This window comes from Pseudomonas sp. MD330_10, assembly GCF_042610415.1.
GTDB classification, from domain to species: domain Bacteria; phylum Pseudomonadota; class Gammaproteobacteria; order Pseudomonadales; family Pseudomonadaceae; genus Aquipseudomonas; species Aquipseudomonas rhodesiae.
The window spans coordinates 23,932-40,533 of record NZ_JBHGZU010000026.1 but is presented as its reverse complement, the minus strand read 5'-3'; the positions used below and the strand labels follow the sequence as shown (position 1 = coordinate 40,533).

The window sequence follows — 16,602 nt, the reverse complement described above, 5'->3', positions numbered from 1 at the left end:
GTCAGGCGCTGGCGTCCACCATGCCGTGGCGCACCGCGAGCAGGGTCAATTCAACATCACTGCTGATGGCGAGCTTCTCGAAAATACGATAACGGTAGGTGTTGACGGTCTTGGGCGACAAGCACAGCTTGTCGGAGATGGCCTGCACTTTCTGGCAACCGACGATCATCAAAGCGATCTGGATTTCCCGCTCAGACAAAGCATCGAACGGCGAGTCGCTGGTGGGCTGGAACGATTTAATAGCCAACTGCTGGGCAATCTGCGGGCTGATATAGCGCTGACCGGCAAACACCAAACGAATGGCTTGCACCATTTCCGCCAAGCCGGCGCCCTTGGTTAGGTAACCGGCCGCGCCGGCCTGCAGCAAGCGCGTAGGGAACGGGTCTTCCTCGCACACAGTCACTACCACGACCTTGATATCCGGATGGCTGCGCAGCAATTTGGTGGTGGCACCCAGACCGCCGATGCCTGGCATCTTGACGTCCATCAACACCACATCGGGTTTCAATTCCCGGGCCTTGATCAGGGACTCTTCCCCCGACTCGGCCTGACCGACTACTTGCAGGCCGTCGATGTCAGCCAGCATTCGTGTAATGCCTGTACGAACGAGATCATGGTCATCGACTACTAGCACCCTAATCAAGCAGACACCTCGCGATATGGTCTTATAGGTTGCTGAACACCTTAGCAAAAAACCAAGGCGCAGACCTAGCTGCACGCGTCATATATATGGACGTTGGATAAGCAAAGGCCATCCGCCGAGGGGCGGATAGCCGCAATTGCTGGACGAAAGGTCAGGAATCCGAGGGCTGGACCTTGGATTTTCCGTTCACTGAAGCGCTGTGTTCGGCCAAGGTGGAGGTGAGGCGACGAATTGCATCTTGGTCCTCCTTGAACATCGCGCGGTAGTCACCCAATACTTTCTCTTCGATCTGGCTCAAATTATCGAGTTGAAGGGGCGTGGCGGTGCCAGTCAATACATAGAGCACATCCACGCCTCTTGCAGCGACGCGTGATAAATAATCGGCTTTAGGCGCGCGCCCGCCGCTTTCATATTTACCTTGTGCATTGGCTTCGACACCTCCAATTTCACCAAAAACTTTCTGCGACAGGCCAAGTCGCTCTCTTTCTTGCCTCAAACGCGAACCGATTCCACTCATTTGGATGTATGATCCTAGTTGGCACACCCCAAGAGGTGACACCATCATCTCTTCGTTAAACGAACTTGAACGGTTTTGAACTATGCCCGGAATCCGTACTGCTGCACAAGCCAAGGCCTGGCTGGAACATCAAGGAAAGTCAGTTCAAGCGTTCGCCCGTGAACATGGCGTAGATCCGGCAACCACCTATCAAGTGCTCGCTGGGCGCAAAAAGGGGCGACGTGGAGAAGCCCATAAGGTAGCGGTCCTTTTGGGCATGAAAGAAGGGATCATCCTTTCTGAGGCTGATGGCCAAAACAACGATCAGGAAGTCGACTCCTGAGGCCAGTATGCGCTTATTAGGTTTACACGCACTGTTTAGCTTGGGCGACAGTCGCGCTCCATGCGCCAGAAGCAATCCTCTTCGCCAACAATACTCAACCCCATGCGCTGATACAGCCTGCGCGCCGGGTTGGTTTTGAATACGGTCAATCGCAATAGCCCCAAGGATTGCGCCTTCACGGTCATTTGCTGCAACACCCAACTGCCGGCACCCAGCCCACGACAGCCTTCGAGCATATGCAGCTCACGGATGTAGAGAGCCTTGCTGTCGCGGCTCAAGCTGATAAAGCCCAAAACTGAAGCCTCGCGGCAGATCAGCCAGTTTTCGCGACCGCCCCACGCCACATCAAAGCCATCGTTGGACCACAGCAAACCATACTGCTGGTAGTAGCGGCTCATCGCCTCATAGGTCAGGGTTCGGGCGAAAGTTCGGTCATTGTCCGTGGCGGCGCGCAGGTTAAACATCATTCAGAGCGCCACTACGTGGCCCGCCCACACGTCGTTATTGCGGCGCGCCACCAAGAGCGCCTCGCCCACGCCAGGCACAGCGGCAAGCAATCGGCCATCGGGGGACCAGATTGCGCTACGACCAGCACAATCCCAGCCCCCCGAAGGGCCACCATGATTGGCCATCAACACCAACAGACGATATTCAGCGGCGTAAGTTTGTAACTGTGCACAATCCTTTGCATAACCGCCTTCACTGATCAGCACGCTGGCGGCATAGACATTCGCGCCCGCTTCAGCGGCGGCATGCGGATGACTGGCATGAGTGAAGTCCGCACATACCGATAAAGCGATGCGGTCATCCCCGAACTCTAAGGCCACACCGCCCTGCCCCGGGGCAAACGCCACTTCTTCGCCTGGATGCAGGTGCTGCTTGGTGTAGACCGCCCAGGAACCATCCGCTCCCAGTACCAGTGCGCCAATCATGACACCGGCATCGGGCGCCATCCGGATCGGCATCCCCACCACGACGGTCAGCCGAAGTGCCCTGGCCATTACGCGCAAAGGCGTCAGTTGCGCAGCGTCTGGTGCGATGGCCAAGTCGGCCGCGAGCGAAGGTTCATAGCCGGTCAGCGACAGCTCAGGGAATACCAGCAGTTGTACGCCCTGTTCTGCCGCCACCTGCATAAACGCCAAGTGCTGCCTAATGTTGGCGGGTACATCGCCGGGGAGGGAAATCGATTGAGCCGCAGCAAGAGTCAAGGCCGTCATGGGGTGTCCGAATAATCAGTCGCAACGTGTTACCAGCATATCGGCACTCCCCCATAGCGGTAAGTCCCATCACGCAATAGAAATTACCGATTGAATCCCATCGCACGTCTCTAGTAAGCTCCCGCCATCGTTTGGAGACATAACATGTTGCAACTCGCCCACCCTCAGGTTTGCCTAGCCGCCAGCGCCATGCGTTCGGTGTCGGTCGCCTGCGTGAACGGTTCGAGCGCACCTGTCAGCTTTTATTTTGGGTATTGGTTTAGCCACTGGCGCGCCTGATACCTGAAATCGGCGGCCACTACTCAAGGGGTCGCCTGCCAGAGAAATCTAACCCCCGGTCGGCTCCCCGACCGGGGGTTTTGTTTTTTCTGGCCCTTATTCTTTTTGCTTGATCACGAATATTTAACAGGAAGCACGACATGAACTACGCCACTTATTACCGCTACGACACTTCCACCGCATGGCGATTTAGCCAGCTCCGCTCGGGACAGTCTGCCGCCTCCGATCGGTCACCTATGGGTGGCAAACCAACACACATCGCCGATATGGCCAATTGTCGAACACCCCTGTAGGGCCGAGCGCGGGAATCGCCCGCTGCTCGCCCAGGAAGCTTTGAATATGAACTCCTCCGTCGCCGCTCTGCCCGTCTCCACCCTGATCAGCGCCAATCAGGCCCTGACCCAGCGTCTGCCCAGCGCCCTTGAGCTCAAGCAGCAGTTGCCGCTCAGTCCGTTCCTTGTCGAACAGATCCACGCCCATCGCCAAGCCGTGCGTGCCATCCTCAATGGCGAGGATTCGCGTTTGCTGGTGATTGTCGGCCCGTGCTCGATCCACGACCCGGAATCGGCCATGGAATACGCGCGCAAGTTAAAGAAACTTGCCCTCGACGTCAGCGACCAGATGCTGCTGGTGATCCGTGCCTACGTCGAAAAACCGCGCACTACCATCGGCTGGAAAGGCCTGGCCTATGATCCTCACCTGGACGGCAGCGATGACATGGCCGCCGGCCTGACCCTGTCACGCCAATTGATGCGAGAAATGCTGCGTCTGGGCCTGCCGGTCGCGACCGAGCTGCTGCAACCCATGGCCGCCGGGTACTTCGACGACCTGCTCAGTTGGGTGGCGATTGGCGCGCGCACCACCGAATCGCAGATCCACCGCGAAATGGCCAGCGGCCTGGACATGCCCGTAGGCTTCAAGAATGGCACCGACGGTGGCGTTGCCATCGCCTGTGACGCCATGCGCTCGGCGGCCCACCCACATCGCCACTTCGGCGTCGACAGCCAGGGGCATCCGGCGATCATCCAGACCTCAGGCAACCCTGATACGCACCTGGTGCTGCGCGGTGGCCACCGTGGCCCGAACTACGATGCGCAGAGCGTGGCGCAGGTCAAGGGCGACCTGGCCAAGTCCAAGGTGGCGGCTCGGGTCATGGTCGATTGCAGCCATGCCAACAGTGGCAAGGACCCATTGCGGCAACCGGCGGTATTCAACGACGTGCTGGAGCAACGCCTGCAGGGCGACACCTCGCTGATCGGCATGATGCTTGAAAGCCATTTGTTCGAGGGCTGCCAGCCCTTGAGCGCGTCGATGCAATACGGTGTGTCGGTGACCGATGGATGCCTGGGCTGGGATGGCACCGAGCAGATGCTACGCGGCGCGGCACAACGCTTGCGCGAGCGCTGCTGATTCAGCCGAACTTGCTCGCCGCGTAGTGCGGACATGTCCGCCGCTGAGCGGCCCAGGCATCGTTTCGCAGTGAGGCTAGGCGCCTGCCACCGGCTGGCGCGATAGCTCGCGCAGCCACGGCAACACCCGAAGGCCGGTAGCGGCCTCGGGTGGGTCGATGATATCCATGAAGTGTTCGAGATTGACGTTGTCAGGCACACCCGGCAAGCGCACCAGTACCGCCGGCGTAGCGCCGGTCGGCTTGCAGAGATCGAGGTGGTCGTAGACCAGCACATGGCGCGCCTGAGGTTGCGGCTCGCAAGTATCGACCAGCAGCCCCGCATTGATGATCAGCACATCAAACGGCTCGGCCGGGATGGCCGTGAGTATCTGAACCTCTTCAAAGGTTTGCACCGGGACAATCCGGTGATACCCCAATTGATTGAGCATTTTTTCGATGTACAGCCGTTGCAGGTGCTGTTCATCGGCAATCAGGATAGTCAGTGCTTTGTTCGGCATGGCAACCCCCCTGGGCAGGCAGTGCTCGTCAGTGAGCCCCGCCCATTGTCCAGACATATTCCGACGACAAAATCAGGCATGTTCCCCGTTCACGTAGGAGTTCTCCCAAATCACCCGAATGACCTTCTATCCCCGTCATGTCTGATTGCAGTGAAGTGCCAAGCTGTGATGCAGGCTGTCGATGGCCGACCTTATGGCCTCGACCGCCGCGCCCAAGGCGTCGAGCTGACGACGCTCACAAACGTTTTCCAAGGTTTCGGCGCACGCGATCAGCACCTGGGCTTTGACCATACGCGCCCCTCCTTTAACGCGATGGGCCAAATCATGCAGCTTGGGGAAATTGCGCTGCTCGTACAGCGTCGACAACATGGCGCTATCTTCTTTAAGACTGGCAAGCAACGGCGCCAACAGCTCCTCCAGCGCGGCCTTGTCACCGCCCGTCAGCGCGGTCAATGCACTCAAGTTGAACGCCGGTTCAGCCTCGTCGCTGACGACACACGCTGTGCGTGGCGCCAGCGCCGAGCGCAAATCCTCCAGACCGGTTGGTTTGAACAGACACCCGTCCATGCCGGCCTGACGGCAACGCGCGGTTTCTTCGGGCTGGGCATTGGCGGTAAATCCCAACACCAGGCACGGCACCAGGCCACGTTGGCGCTCTTGGGCGCGGATGTCGCGGGTCAGCGCGTAACCATCCTTGAGGGGCATGTTGCAATCGGTGATCACCCCATCGAAATGCCCGCTCTGCCACAACGCCAGCCCTTGCTCGCCGTCGTCGGCCGTCACGATATGATGCCCAAGGAAACTCAGTTGCCGCGCCAACAGCACGCGATTGGCCGGGTAGTCGTCCACCACCAGGATGTTGAGCGCCCGGGCCGGCGGGATGTGCGGCACAGGCAAAGAGACCGGCGCCTCGGTCGTCAGTGCCAGCACCAACGCCACGTCAATCCGTGTACCTTTGCCCAGCACACTGGTGAGGTGCAGTTGGCCGCCCATCATCTCGCACAAGTTGCGACTGATCACCAGGCCCAGGCCCGAACCGCTGCGCGCGGACTGTTCGTGATTGCCGCCTTGTATAAATGGATTGAACAAACGCTGCTGGTCTTCGGCGCTGATGCCGATGCCCGTATCTTCAACCCATAACCTCAGGTTCAAGTGACCGTCCAGATGGGTCGCGCCCATTGCGCCGAGGCGCACCTGGCCGGTGGCAGTGAACTTGATCGCATTGCCCAGTAGGTTGGACACCACCTGCTTGAAGCGCAACGGGTCAAGCATCACCGCACAGTCGATCAACGGATCGAGTTCCACCTGCAGCGCCAGTCCCTTGTCTCGCGCCAGGCCCTCGAACACACGTGCGACTGACGTCAGCAGTTCGTGCGGGTTGGCCGGAGCCAGGGTCAGGGATAGATGGCCGGACTCGATGCGCGCGATATCGAGAATATCGCCGATCAGCTCCAGCATGCCGCGCGAGGCCACCGAGGCCACTTCCAGTGCATCGCGATCGGCTCGGCCCTGCTCGGCGTTCTTCAGCGCCAGTTCGATCATGCCGATCACGGCGTTCATGGGGGTGCGAATCTCATGGCTCATGGTGGCCAGGAACGTGGTCTTGGCGCGGTTGGCGGCGTCGGCGTCTTCCTTGGCTTCCTGCAATTGGCCCAGCAAGCGCTGGCGCTCACTGACATCGACCCAGCCGGCAATCATGCCCACGACCTTTTCGTCACCGTCACGGTACGGCAGCATCCATTGATAGATGGTCAGCACTTCGCCACTGGGAAGCTTGAGCACGCGATCATGAATCTGTGGCTCGCCACGCTCCATCAACTGCAGGTAATCGGCATGGAACGACTGGGCCTGAGGCGGGTTGCCGGTGTCGGTTTCCACCACGGTCTTGCCGATCACGTCTTCGAGCTTGAAGCCGAACACGTCCAGGTAAGCATTGTTACAGGCCATCAGCCGACCCTGGCGGTCACGCACGTAAATCGGATGGGGGGTGCCGTCGATGAGCACGCTCATAAACCGCATCTGATCGCTCAACGCCCGCTCGGCCTGGGCACGCTTGCGAATCAGGTTGCGTAGATAGAGGATCCAGCCCAACGTCACCAGTAGCAGCAACGCGGCGAGGCCAAAGCCTTGAATAATCACATTGCGATGACGCATCCAATAGCTGTCTTCCACGATGATCTCGTTGCGCCAGTGATTGGTCAGCTCGTCCATTTCTTCTGGCGTGATGCTCAACAAGGCTTTATCGAGAATCGAGTACAGCTCCAGTTGGCCACGATTGACCCCGAAGGTGATGCGCGCCGGCTCGGTGCCGATGGTACTGGTGATGCGCAGTCCATCACGGTAATGGCGCGCGATCATATAACGCGCGCTGATCAGCGAAACGGCGGCAGCCTCCACACTGCCATTGGCCACCAACTCCATGGCCTGCTCAGGGTTTTCCACATCGACGAAAACAACTCGCGGGTAGTGCACGGCGATGTAGGACGCCAGACCGCCACCGCCGATCAACGCTAGACGCTTGTCGACCATGTCTTCCAGGGTGATCAGGTTCTCATTGCCGGAGGCCACCACTAATACATAGGGGTTAGACAGGTAGGGCCGGGTAAAACGGATTTTCTCCGAGCGTTCCACGCTTGGCGTGACGACCGCCAGCATGTCCGCTCGCCCAGTACTGACCTCATCAATTTGCCGAGGCAGCGAGCTGCCACGCTCCACATCGAATTTCAAACCGGTACGCAGGCTGATGCGCGATAAGACCTCGGCGCTCAACCCTTCGAATTGCGCTTGCTCGTTGAAATACGATAGCGGCAGGAACTTATCGAGCACCGCCACTTTCACTCGGGGATTTTTCTCCAGCCAACGCTGCTCACTCGCACTCAAACGCAGCCGGTCGGCGTCCAGGAAGCCGCTGCCGCCTGCACTCCAGCGGCGCAGGATTTCCAGCTGCTGGTTAGCCGGCACCGCGGCCAGCGCAGCGTTGATAATCGTCAGCAGACGGGTATTGTCCTTGACGAAGGCAAAGCCGAACGGGTTGACCTCCAACGCAGAGAAATCCGCCAAGCGCACATTATTGAGATGGTTCTTGTTGATCAGGTAACGCGCACTGATCGCATCGCCCAGGTACACATCCGCCTGACCGAACGCTACGGCGCCGATGGCTTCGAACGTCGAGCCAAACAACAGCAACTGCGCATCGGGATAAAAGGCCTGTACGGCGTCGGGCTGCATATAGTGGTAAAGCATCGCCACGCGCTTGCCCGCCAGGTCCGCGCTGAGGGCGTGACTGTCGCCGCTGCGTGTGACCAATGCCGGTTGGTCATTGGCATAAGAGCGGGACAGCACTAGTTGCGGGTCGGCCGCTTCATAGCCATTGGCCGAACCCACAAAATCTACGACGCCGGTCTTGAGGGCTTCGATCACCTCATCGCGGGTGTCGAAGCGCTGCACATCAACCGCCACATTCAATATGTCCGCAATCAACGCCGCATAATCGGCGGTGATGCCTTCGAGCTCGTTCTTGTTGTTGGTCAAGTCAAACGGGGCGTAATCCGGCCCGGACACGCCCATCACCAGCACGCGGCGCTCCCGCAGCCAGCGCCAGTCGGCTTCGTCCAGCGTCACGGAAGCGTCTTTCAGGGTGGAGTGACCCAGCAACTGCAGTTGATGCGGTTCGTCCAGGGCCATCGCCGCCTGCGGCAACAGCCCTATCAGAAGGATGGCCGTGAGTTTCGCCAGCCGAGAGGTGATCATTTCAAATCAGATGATTGCGTTGGGCGAACTTGGACAAGTGCACCACCGAGGACATGCGTAGTTTTTCCTTGAGCCGGGTTTTGTAGGTGCTGATGGTCTTGTGACTCAACAGCATATCCGCAGCGATCTGCTTGTTGCCCAGGCCCAGGGCCAGTTTCTGCAACACAGTCAGTTCGCGGTCCGACAACGAATCCACCAATTCCTTCTCCGAGGACTGCAGATCGTCACGGCGTACCGAACTGGTGGCCAGGCTGGGAAAACAACTGTAGCCCGAGCGGATCGCTCTGATAGCCTTTTGCAGTTCATCGAGTTCACCGGTTTTAGCGACAAACCCCATCGCACCGGCGCGCATGCAGCGAGTGGAAAAGAACTCCGCCAGATACGACGTGAGCACCAGGATCTTGCAGGGAAGTTCCAGGGCCTTGATACGACTGATAACCTCCAACCCCCCGAGCTTGGGCATCGCCAAGTCGAGAATGACCAGGTCCGGGCGTTCCTCTCGGGCAATCTGCATCGCATCGGCACCATTGCCTGCTTCAAAAATCTTATCGAAGCCTTCTTGCTTCAACAGGTATTTGACGGTGGCACGTATAAAAGGATGATCATCCACAATTAAAGCTTTGTTGCTCATAAGACTCCCCTGGGAGGATCAATACGCTTACATATCAAGCGAGCCTCATCTACCTGTGAAAAGTAACAGTTCCGACAAACGGTTCTGATCACTCAGCGCAACGCCTACAGGCAGTACAGGCCCACTCTTTTTCGAACACACAGTAAAAACGTAGCGTTGCGCCTTGATGCAAAGCGGGCGCAAGCGCGCAACCATAGCAACGGTGCGCGTGTTCAAATGAAGGGCTAGTCCCGAATACTTGTAGGAGTTTTCCTCACTAGAGCATAGCCAAGCTCGGCAGCGTAGGCGTCCGCCCTCAGGGGCTTACTCGGTGGTACTGGGGCTCCAGAACGCCTGCACCACCAGGGTCGACATGGAGATGCGCGCCACCAGCGCATCCAACTCGTCACCGTCCACCGAGGTCACGGCCAGTGTGGCCTCGATCTCCACTTCCTCAGGACCGAACGGGCGCACGTCCACGTCGCTGGCTGGGTAGTTGCAGCGCGCCAGTTCCGCTTCGAGCAATGCCAACACGGCCTTTTGCTGGGTACGCCGCGCGATGACATACAGAATATTGGTGACCTCCGCCGACACCACATCCAGCGGCTGACGATTGATGTTATTCACGATCGGCCGCAGCAAGGTGTTGGCCGCCAGCACAAACAAGGTGCCCAGCAGCGCTTCGAGAATCAGGTCCGCGCCGGCGCAGGCACCCACCGCCGCCGACGCCCACAGCGTGGCGGCGGTGTTAAGCCCGCGCACATTGCCTTCCTCACGCATGATCACGCCCGCGCCCAGAAAGCCGATGCCCGACACTACATAAGCCACCACGCGCACCGCGCCGTCCGCACCGCCGAGGCGGTTGGCCATGTCGACAAAAATGGCCGCGCCCACCGCCACCAGCACGTTGGTGCGCAGCCCCGCCGTGCGCTGGCGGTACTGACGTTCGAAGCCGATCAGCCCACCGAGAATAAACGCTGCGGTGAGGCTGACCAGGGTATCGATCAGGGAATCGAGGTTGATGTTGTTGATTGCCTGCATGGTAAATCGCCCCGTTTCACTGCCAGCCAAACTTACGGATGTAGTAGCCCTTCACCGCCTGGGTCAGCCCCATGTACGCCAGCAGAATCACCGGCAAAAACACAAAGTACAGCGATGGCAGCGCCTGCAATTTGAAGTAGTGCGCCAGCGGGCCCATTGGCAAAAAGATGCCCACCGCCATGATCACGCCGGTCATCACCATCAACGGCAGCGCCGCGCGGCTTTGCAGGAACGGGATTTTCGGGGTGCGGATCATGTGCACGATCAGCGTCTGGGTCAGCAGGCCCACCACGAACCAGCCGGACTGGAACAGCGTCTGGTGATCCGGTGTATTGGCATCGAACACGTACCACATGAGGGCGAAGGTGGTGATGTCGAAGATCGAACTGATCGGCCCGAAGAACAACATAAAGCGCCCCACGTCCCCCGGCTGCCAGCGCTGCGGTTTGGCCAGCATGTCCGCATCGACGTTGTCGAACGGAATTGCGATCTGCGAGATGTCATACAGCAGGTTCTGCACCAGCAGGTGCATCGGCAGCATCGGCAGGAACGGAATGAACGCGCTGGCGACCAGCACGGAGAACACGTTGCCGAAGTTGGAGCTGGCGGTCATCTTGATGTACTTGAGCATGTTGGCGAAGGTGCGCCGACCTTCCAGCACGCCCTCCTCCAGGATCATCAGGCTCTTTTCCAGCAGGATGATGTCCGCGGCTTCCTTGGCGATGTCCACCGCGCTGTCCACCGAAATACCGATATCCGCCGTACGCAGCGCCGGTGCATCGTTGATGCCATCGCCCATAAAGCCCACCACATGCCCGTTGGCCTTGAGCAGGCGCACAATGCGCTCCTTGTGAGCTGGCGTGAGCTTGGCGAACACGTTGGTGGTTTCCACCGCCGTGGCTAGTTCGGCGTCGTTCATCGCTTCGATGTCGTTCCCCATCAGCAGGCCCTGTTGCTCCAGGCCGACTTCGCGGCAGATCTTTGCGGTGACCAGTTCGTTATCGCCAGTCAGCACCTTGACTGCCACGCCGTGGGCCTTGAGCGCTTTGAGTGCCGGTGCAGTGCTTTCCTTGGGCGGGTCGAGAAACGCTACATAACCGATCAGCGTGAGGTCGTTTTCATCGGCCAGGCTGTAGGTGTCACGCCCCGCTGTCATTGGCCTCGCGGCCACCGCTACCACGCGCAGCCCTTCTTCATTGAAAGCAGCAGTCACCTGCCGGATGCGCGCCAGCAGTTCTTCGGTGAGCGCTTCATTGGTGTCGCCGTGGCGCACGCTGTTGCACACCGACAGAATCTCTTCCACGGCGCCCTTGCAGATCAGCAGGTGCGGCAGGCCTTGTTCAGCCACCACCACCGACATGCGCCGGCGGTTGAAGTCGAACGGAATCTCATCGACTTTCTGAAATGCCGTACCCACCTTCAGTTCACGGTGCACTTCCACATGTTCAAGTACCGCCACGTCCAACAAGTTTTTCAGGCCGGTCTGGTAGTAACTGTTGAGGTAGGCCATTTCCAAGACGTCGTCGGACTCTTCGCCCCACACGTCGACATGGCGTGCCAGAAAAATCTTGTCCTGGGTCAGGGTGCCGGTCTTGTCGGTGCACAGCACGTCCATCGCGCCAAAGTTCTGGATCGCGTCCAGGCGCTTGACGATGACTTTTTTGCGCGACAGAAATACCGCACCCTTGGCCAGGGTCGAGGTGACGATCATCGGTAGCATTTCCGGGGTTAGGCCCACGGCAATCGACAGTGCGAACAGCAGCGCTTCGGTCCAGTCGCCTTTGGTGAAGCCGTTAATGAACAGCACCAGCGGCGCCATCACGAACATAAAGCGGATCAGCAACCAACTGACCTTGTTCACCCCATGCTGAAACGAGGTGGTGGCACGGTCAGTAGCGGTGACCCGCTGGGCCAGCGCGCCGAAATAGGTGCTGTTGCCGGTGGTGAGGATCACCGCCGTGGCCGCACCGGAAACCACGTTGGTGCCCATGAACAGTATGTTTTCCAGGTCCAACGGGTTACGAGTCTGGGCGTCCTGCTGCAGGGCGAATTTCTCCACCGGCATCGATTCGCCGGTCATCGCCGCCTGGCTGACAAACAGGTCTTTGGCGCTGAGCACGCGGCAATCAGCGGGGATCATATCCCCGGCCGACAGCACGATCAGATCGCCCGGCACCAGCTGCTTGATCGGCAGTTCGATGCGCTTGCCGTCATCCCGGCGCAGCACCGTGGCAGTGTTGCTGACCATGGCCTTCAACGCATCGGCGGCCTTGTTGGACTTGGCCTCCTGCCAAAAGCGCAGCAAGGTCGAGAGCACCACCATGGAGAAGATCACCGTGGCGGCCTTCATGTCCTCGGTCAGCCAGGAGATCACCGCCAACAGGGTCAGCAGCAGGTTGAACGGATTTTTATAGCAGTGCCACAGGTGCACCCACCACGGCAGCGGCTGCTCGTGCTCGACCTCGTTGAGGCCGTACTGCACGCGTAGGGCGTCGGCCTCGGCGGCGGTCAGGCCGTCGGTGTGGCTGCCCAGCGTACCGAGCAATTGCACAGCGGTGCTGTTAGCCGCGCCGACCAGGGTTTGTGCCAGGGTCGGCGGCACTTCGCGGCTGACGCTGGCGTCGTTGACGGTCTCAAGCATGGCCAGGCGACGGAAGTGCCGGGCAATGTGCCGGGTCCGCAGGAAGCCGGCGAAGAACTCTTTAAGCAGAGCAAGGTTCATGAGTATTACTCCTGCGCGAGGAAACCGTCGTGCAGGTACGGCCCGTGCGCACCGCGCCCTCGAACAGGCACAGTCACACCGGGCTCGCCCGCCGGATAAAAGGCAGGCGCGTCCGTAGCAGCCCGAGAGAACCCGGGAGCTGGTCAGCGTCGATGAGAGAGGATCGAGGCACAGCCAGGACAGGCTGCGGCCGGGATGCCGCTTCTCGCGTTAGTGGCGAGACAACGGCATCGAAAGCATGCGCGTTATCTTGCCAAGTATGTGCCGGTTATCAGAACCGGCCGACTACTGTCACTCGAACAAGTACCCACTGAGGGTCTCCGCAATTGATGAAAACGCGCGAAGCTTACGCCCCGATTTCCGGAGAGTAAACCGTAGGAAAGTTTCTGCATGATGAATAAGAAAGTTCTTCAGGATGGGTTCAGGAAGGGCGTCTTGGGCGACGGAGAGTCTGGGTCAAGAGGCATCCGCTCGGTCTCGCGGCACCTGGCTCAAATACTCATCCATCCCTGCGCCACACAACGCCATGACCCGAATCGACACGCTATTTTCCTGGCGTCCCATGACGATCCCTGCGCGCGTGCGCACCGGCACATAGCCGAGCCGGGACCAGAAACGCTCGGCCTTGCGATTGCCGATCACCACACTCAGCCGCAACCATCGGGCACCGTTTTTTACCGCCCACGCTTGCAAGCCTGAATGCAGGCGCTGAGCAAACCCGGTGCCGTGCAAGCGTGTGTGCACCAGAAGCAAACCGATATGCCACACGCCGGCAGCAAGCACATCGGCAGCCATGTTCACGACCGCGACCAGTCGCCCAGGGATTAATCATCCCGCGTCAGCACCTCCAGCAACTCGATCTCAAAATGCAAATCGCTGTTGGGCTTGATATGCGCGCCCATCGAACGCTCGCCATACGCCAGATGCGCCGGCACGAACAAGCGACGTACCCCGCCCACCTGCATGCCCATCAGGCCCTGGTCCCAGCCCTTGATCACGCGCCCTGTGCCGATCACGCACTGGAAGGGCTTGCCGCGCTCCCAAGAGGAATCGAACACGGTGCCGTCCGCCAGCGTACCGGTGTATTGAGTGGTGATCAGCGCGCCTTTGACCACGGCTTTGCCGGTGCCTGGGCGGATGTCGGTGATCTGGAGTTCGTTGGGGTTCATGGGTTGGCCCGTTGCTGATGTGAAGGCTGGGGTTTTCCCAGAATTGATAGGGATTGGCAAGTGTAGGACGTGTCTGAGCACAAGGTCAGACAGCACAAAGAAACCGGCTACAACACAAAGGGAATCACCTGACTTTCATTTAAATATCAGCCCGCCTCTTACTAAACACCCAACCAAATCCGGTTGCATAACAATAAGAGGCCAACCTCATGAGCACACCCACAAGCCCCGCCCGCGTTGCCGTCATTCAGTTCGACCCACAGGTGGGAGTCGCCAATCGAAGCGATAACCTGCGTCAAAGCCTTTCCCTCGCTGCCGAAGCGGCAAACGGTGGCGCGAATCTGATCGTGCTGCCGGAACTGGCCAATTGCGGATATTTCTTCAGCAGCCGTCAGGATGCCTTCGATCACGCAGAGGCCGTGCCGAATGGCCAGAGCGTAAGGGAATGGACGGATTTTGCCTGCAAGCATCAGGTGTACCTGGTGGCCGGTCTAAACGAGATTGAGCATGGGCAGCTGTTCAACACTGCGGTGTTGCTGGGCCCCGAAGGCTTTATCGGTAAGTACCGCAAAGCCCATCTATGGAACCTGGAAAAGCTCTGGTTCACACCGGGCAATACTGGATTCCCGGTGTTTGAAACGGCCATAGGCCGCATCGGCCTGTTGATCTGCTGGGACATCTGGTTCCCGGAGGTGCCGCGCATCCTCAGCCAGCAAGGCGCCGATATTATCTGCAGCGTGAACAACTGGGTGTGGACGCCACCGCCGCTGTTCGATGAAGCCGGGAAGTGCATGGCGTCGTATCTGACGATGACCGCCGCCCACGTGAATAACGTGTTTATCGCCGCCGCCAGCCGCATCGGCCAAGAGCGGGATGCGCGCTACCTCGGATGCTCGTTGATCGCCGGCACCAATGGCTGGCCGATCGGTGAAGTGGCCTCGGCCAATCGCCAGGAAATCCTGTTTGCCGACATCGACGTCACCAGTGCTCGCAGCGCGCCGATCTGGAACAGCCTCAATGACCTGCACAGAGACCGCCGCCATGATTTGTACGATCAGATGCTCGGCTACTCTCACCACCCTGCCCTGCCTCGTTGAGCGGAGGGCGATTTATGGAGCCTTTACTGACCAAGAAAATACCCACGCGCTCACGCTTGGATTTAACCGTCCTGGCCCTGGGAGCCATCGCGATCTTAGTGATGCTCTATGTGGTCTCCACTCACCAAGGTTCATGGCCGGGCTATCGCGACATGGTCACGGCCTTGCCGGATCCGGCGGCCTGGTTGCGTTGGGTAACAGGCGACATCAGCGAGGTCGCCTTTTACAAGCATGAGCTGGCATCCCTGGGTCTGTTGAGTGGTGCTTATCTGGCCTGGTGGGCGAGTCGGCAGGGCAAAGCCTGGCAAGGCTTTTCCATCTGTTATGGCACCGGCTTGTGGCCCTGGTTGGTGACCAGTTCGTTGATCGGCTTGTTGCTGAGCAATCTGCTGTGGGGCTGGAGTGTCACGGCGGACACCTGGCAGCCTACCTTCGCGGCGTTCGTTTCATTGCCGGCGGCGATGGTGCTGATGTTTGGCGGCGGCTGGAAGGTCACCCTCAACGGCGCGGTACTGGGTGCCTTGCTGGTCACGCCCATGTGCTTGCTGATCGTCAACCTGGTGTGCGTCCCGCTGGGCTTGCCCGCCGTGGTCGGCAACGTATTGGGCATGGCCGTTGGAAGCGTGATCGCCTTTACGCTGTGTCATAAAGTGCCCTCGCTGGTGCGTTCGGACTACATCGCTCCCGAGAAGCCCGCTCCGGTTGCACCGGCTGACCATGGTGTTGTCTGGAGCCTGCGCCGAGTGCTGGCTGACTTTTCCGAAGCGCCGTTTTTCGGCAATGAGCTGGCCAGTCTCGGTCTGCTGGCGGGGGTTCTGCTCGCTTATGCGCTCAACCCCATGAGCCCGGCATATGGCTCTGGCCTGCTCCTGTCCATGATCGGCGCACAGGCAATGACATCGGCAGCGGGCGTGGTGATATGGCGTCGGCAATGGATACGGCACGGCTGGTACCCCACCTATGTTCCGTTGGTGTCGGTCGTTCCGGCGGCGGTGTTGACCCATGGCGGGAGTTTGACCGTGATGGGCGCCAGCGCATTGCTCGGTGCTCTGGTCGCACCACCGTTGGCCTTTGCGATTGCGTCGAGGCTACCCGCGCATTTCCATCCTTATATCGGCAACGTGATCTCAATGGCGTTGAGCACGCTGATGATCGTGCCGATCGTCGGCTGGCTGGCAAACTGAGGTGTGTGGTTAGGGCCCGCCCCTAAACCACATCTCTTGAACCCTAATAGGCCAAATGCACCACCCGTTCGAGTGCATTCTTACCTACCACTCCTGCATTTTGTTTGCACTATCACGAGCCAAGGCTGTCGGAATTTTCATGT

The 16,602-nt window shown here is 59.4% G+C and carries 14 protein-coding genes and 1 pseudogene; 4 read left to right on the top strand and 11 right to left on the bottom strand.

Annotated elements, in window-relative coordinates; genetic code table 11:
* Position 1 precedes the first annotated feature (1 nt).
* Both uvrY and ACFZPT_RS25455 read right to left on the bottom strand, forming a co-directional pair.
* Positions 2 to 643, bottom strand: a complete 642-nt coding sequence (gene uvrY / locus ACFZPT_RS25460; protein ID WP_010566015.1) for a UvrY/SirA/GacA family response regulator transcription factor — start codon at positions 641 to 643, stop codon at positions 2 to 4.
* A 151-nt stretch (positions 644 to 794) separates the two neighbouring features.
* Positions 795 to 1,160: a helix-turn-helix domain-containing protein gene (locus ACFZPT_RS25455; protein WP_034097256.1), complete on the bottom strand. Its 366-nt coding sequence runs from the start codon at positions 1,158 to 1,160 to the stop codon at positions 795 to 797.
* A gap of 82 nt (positions 1,161 to 1,242) precedes the next feature.
* Here ACFZPT_RS25455 and ACFZPT_RS25450 point away from each other — a divergent pair, with 82 nt between their 5' ends.
* Positions 1,243 to 1,482, top strand: a complete 240-nt coding sequence (locus ACFZPT_RS25450) for a DNA-binding protein (protein WP_034097254.1) — start codon at positions 1,243 to 1,245, stop codon at positions 1,480 to 1,482.
* Between the two features lie 35 nt (positions 1,483 to 1,517).
* On the opposite strand, the gene ACFZPT_RS25445 is transcribed toward ACFZPT_RS25450, so the two are convergent.
* Positions 1,518 to 1,949 (bottom strand): GNAT family N-acetyltransferase, encoded by a 432-nt coding sequence (locus ACFZPT_RS25445; RefSeq protein ID WP_034097252.1) that lies wholly within the window; start codon positions 1,947 to 1,949, stop codon positions 1,518 to 1,520.
* Entirely contained in the window at positions 1,950 to 2,699 is a 750-nt protein-coding gene (locus ACFZPT_RS25440; protein WP_034097250.1) for a carbon-nitrogen hydrolase family protein, read from the bottom strand.
* 618 nt (positions 2,700 to 3,317) lie between these two features.
* On the opposite strand from ACFZPT_RS25440, the gene ACFZPT_RS25435 reads away from it, so the two are divergent.
* Positions 3,318 to 4,388 (top strand): 3-deoxy-7-phosphoheptulonate synthase, encoded by a 1,071-nt coding sequence (locus ACFZPT_RS25435; RefSeq protein ID WP_034097248.1) that lies wholly within the window; start codon positions 3,318 to 3,320, stop codon positions 4,386 to 4,388.
* 75 nt (positions 4,389 to 4,463) lie between these two features.
* Here ACFZPT_RS25435 and ACFZPT_RS25430 read toward each other — a convergent pair whose 3' ends face one another.
* From ACFZPT_RS25430 to ACFZPT_RS25400, 7 genes and pseudogenes are all read right to left on the bottom strand, one after another.
* Entirely contained in the window at positions 4,464 to 4,886 is a 423-nt protein-coding gene (locus ACFZPT_RS25430) for a hypothetical protein (protein ID WP_034097247.1), read from the bottom strand.
* Between the two features lie 135 nt (positions 4,887 to 5,021).
* Complete coding sequence (locus tag ACFZPT_RS25425; protein WP_379555920.1) at positions 5,022 to 8,636, bottom strand: transporter substrate-binding domain-containing protein; 3,615 nt, start codon at positions 8,634 to 8,636, stop codon at positions 5,022 to 5,024.
* A 1-nt stretch (position 8,637) separates the two neighbouring features.
* Positions 8,638 to 9,267, bottom strand: a complete 630-nt coding sequence (locus ACFZPT_RS25420) for a response regulator transcription factor (RefSeq protein WP_034097243.1) — start codon at positions 9,265 to 9,267, stop codon at positions 8,638 to 8,640.
* Positions 9,268 to 9,570: 303 nt separating this feature from the next.
* Entirely contained in the window at positions 9,571 to 10,287 is a 717-nt protein-coding gene (locus tag ACFZPT_RS25415) for an MgtC/SapB family protein (protein ID WP_034097241.1), read from the bottom strand.
* A 16-nt stretch (positions 10,288 to 10,303) separates the two neighbouring features.
* Positions 10,304 to 13,009 (bottom strand): magnesium-translocating P-type ATPase, encoded by a 2,706-nt coding sequence (gene mgtA / locus ACFZPT_RS25410; RefSeq protein WP_099312854.1) that lies wholly within the window; start codon positions 13,007 to 13,009, stop codon positions 10,304 to 10,306.
* A 456-nt stretch (positions 13,010 to 13,465) separates the two neighbouring features.
* A pseudogene (locus ACFZPT_RS25405) lies at positions 13,466 to 13,828 on the bottom strand (GNAT family N-acetyltransferase); the annotation flags it as partial.
* 5 nt (positions 13,829 to 13,833) lie between these two features.
* The gene (locus ACFZPT_RS25400) at positions 13,834 to 14,178 is read right to left on the bottom strand and encodes an FKBP-type peptidyl-prolyl cis-trans isomerase (RefSeq protein ID WP_034097238.1); all 345 of its coding nucleotides are present in this window, start codon (positions 14,176 to 14,178) and stop codon (positions 13,834 to 13,836) included.
* Between the two features lie 209 nt (positions 14,179 to 14,387).
* Here ACFZPT_RS25400 and ACFZPT_RS25395 point away from each other — a divergent pair, with 209 nt between their 5' ends.
* Together ACFZPT_RS25395 and ACFZPT_RS25390 are read left to right on the top strand one after the other, a co-directional pair.
* A complete protein-coding gene (locus tag ACFZPT_RS25395; RefSeq protein WP_034097236.1) occupies positions 14,388 to 15,275 on the top strand; it encodes a nitrilase family protein in 888 nt (295 codons plus the stop codon).
* A 14-nt stretch (positions 15,276 to 15,289) separates the two neighbouring features.
* Positions 15,290 to 16,459 (top strand): hypothetical protein, encoded by a 1,170-nt coding sequence (locus ACFZPT_RS25390; RefSeq protein ID WP_177449831.1) that lies wholly within the window; start codon positions 15,290 to 15,292, stop codon positions 16,457 to 16,459.
* Positions 16,460 to 16,602 lie beyond the last annotated feature (143 nt).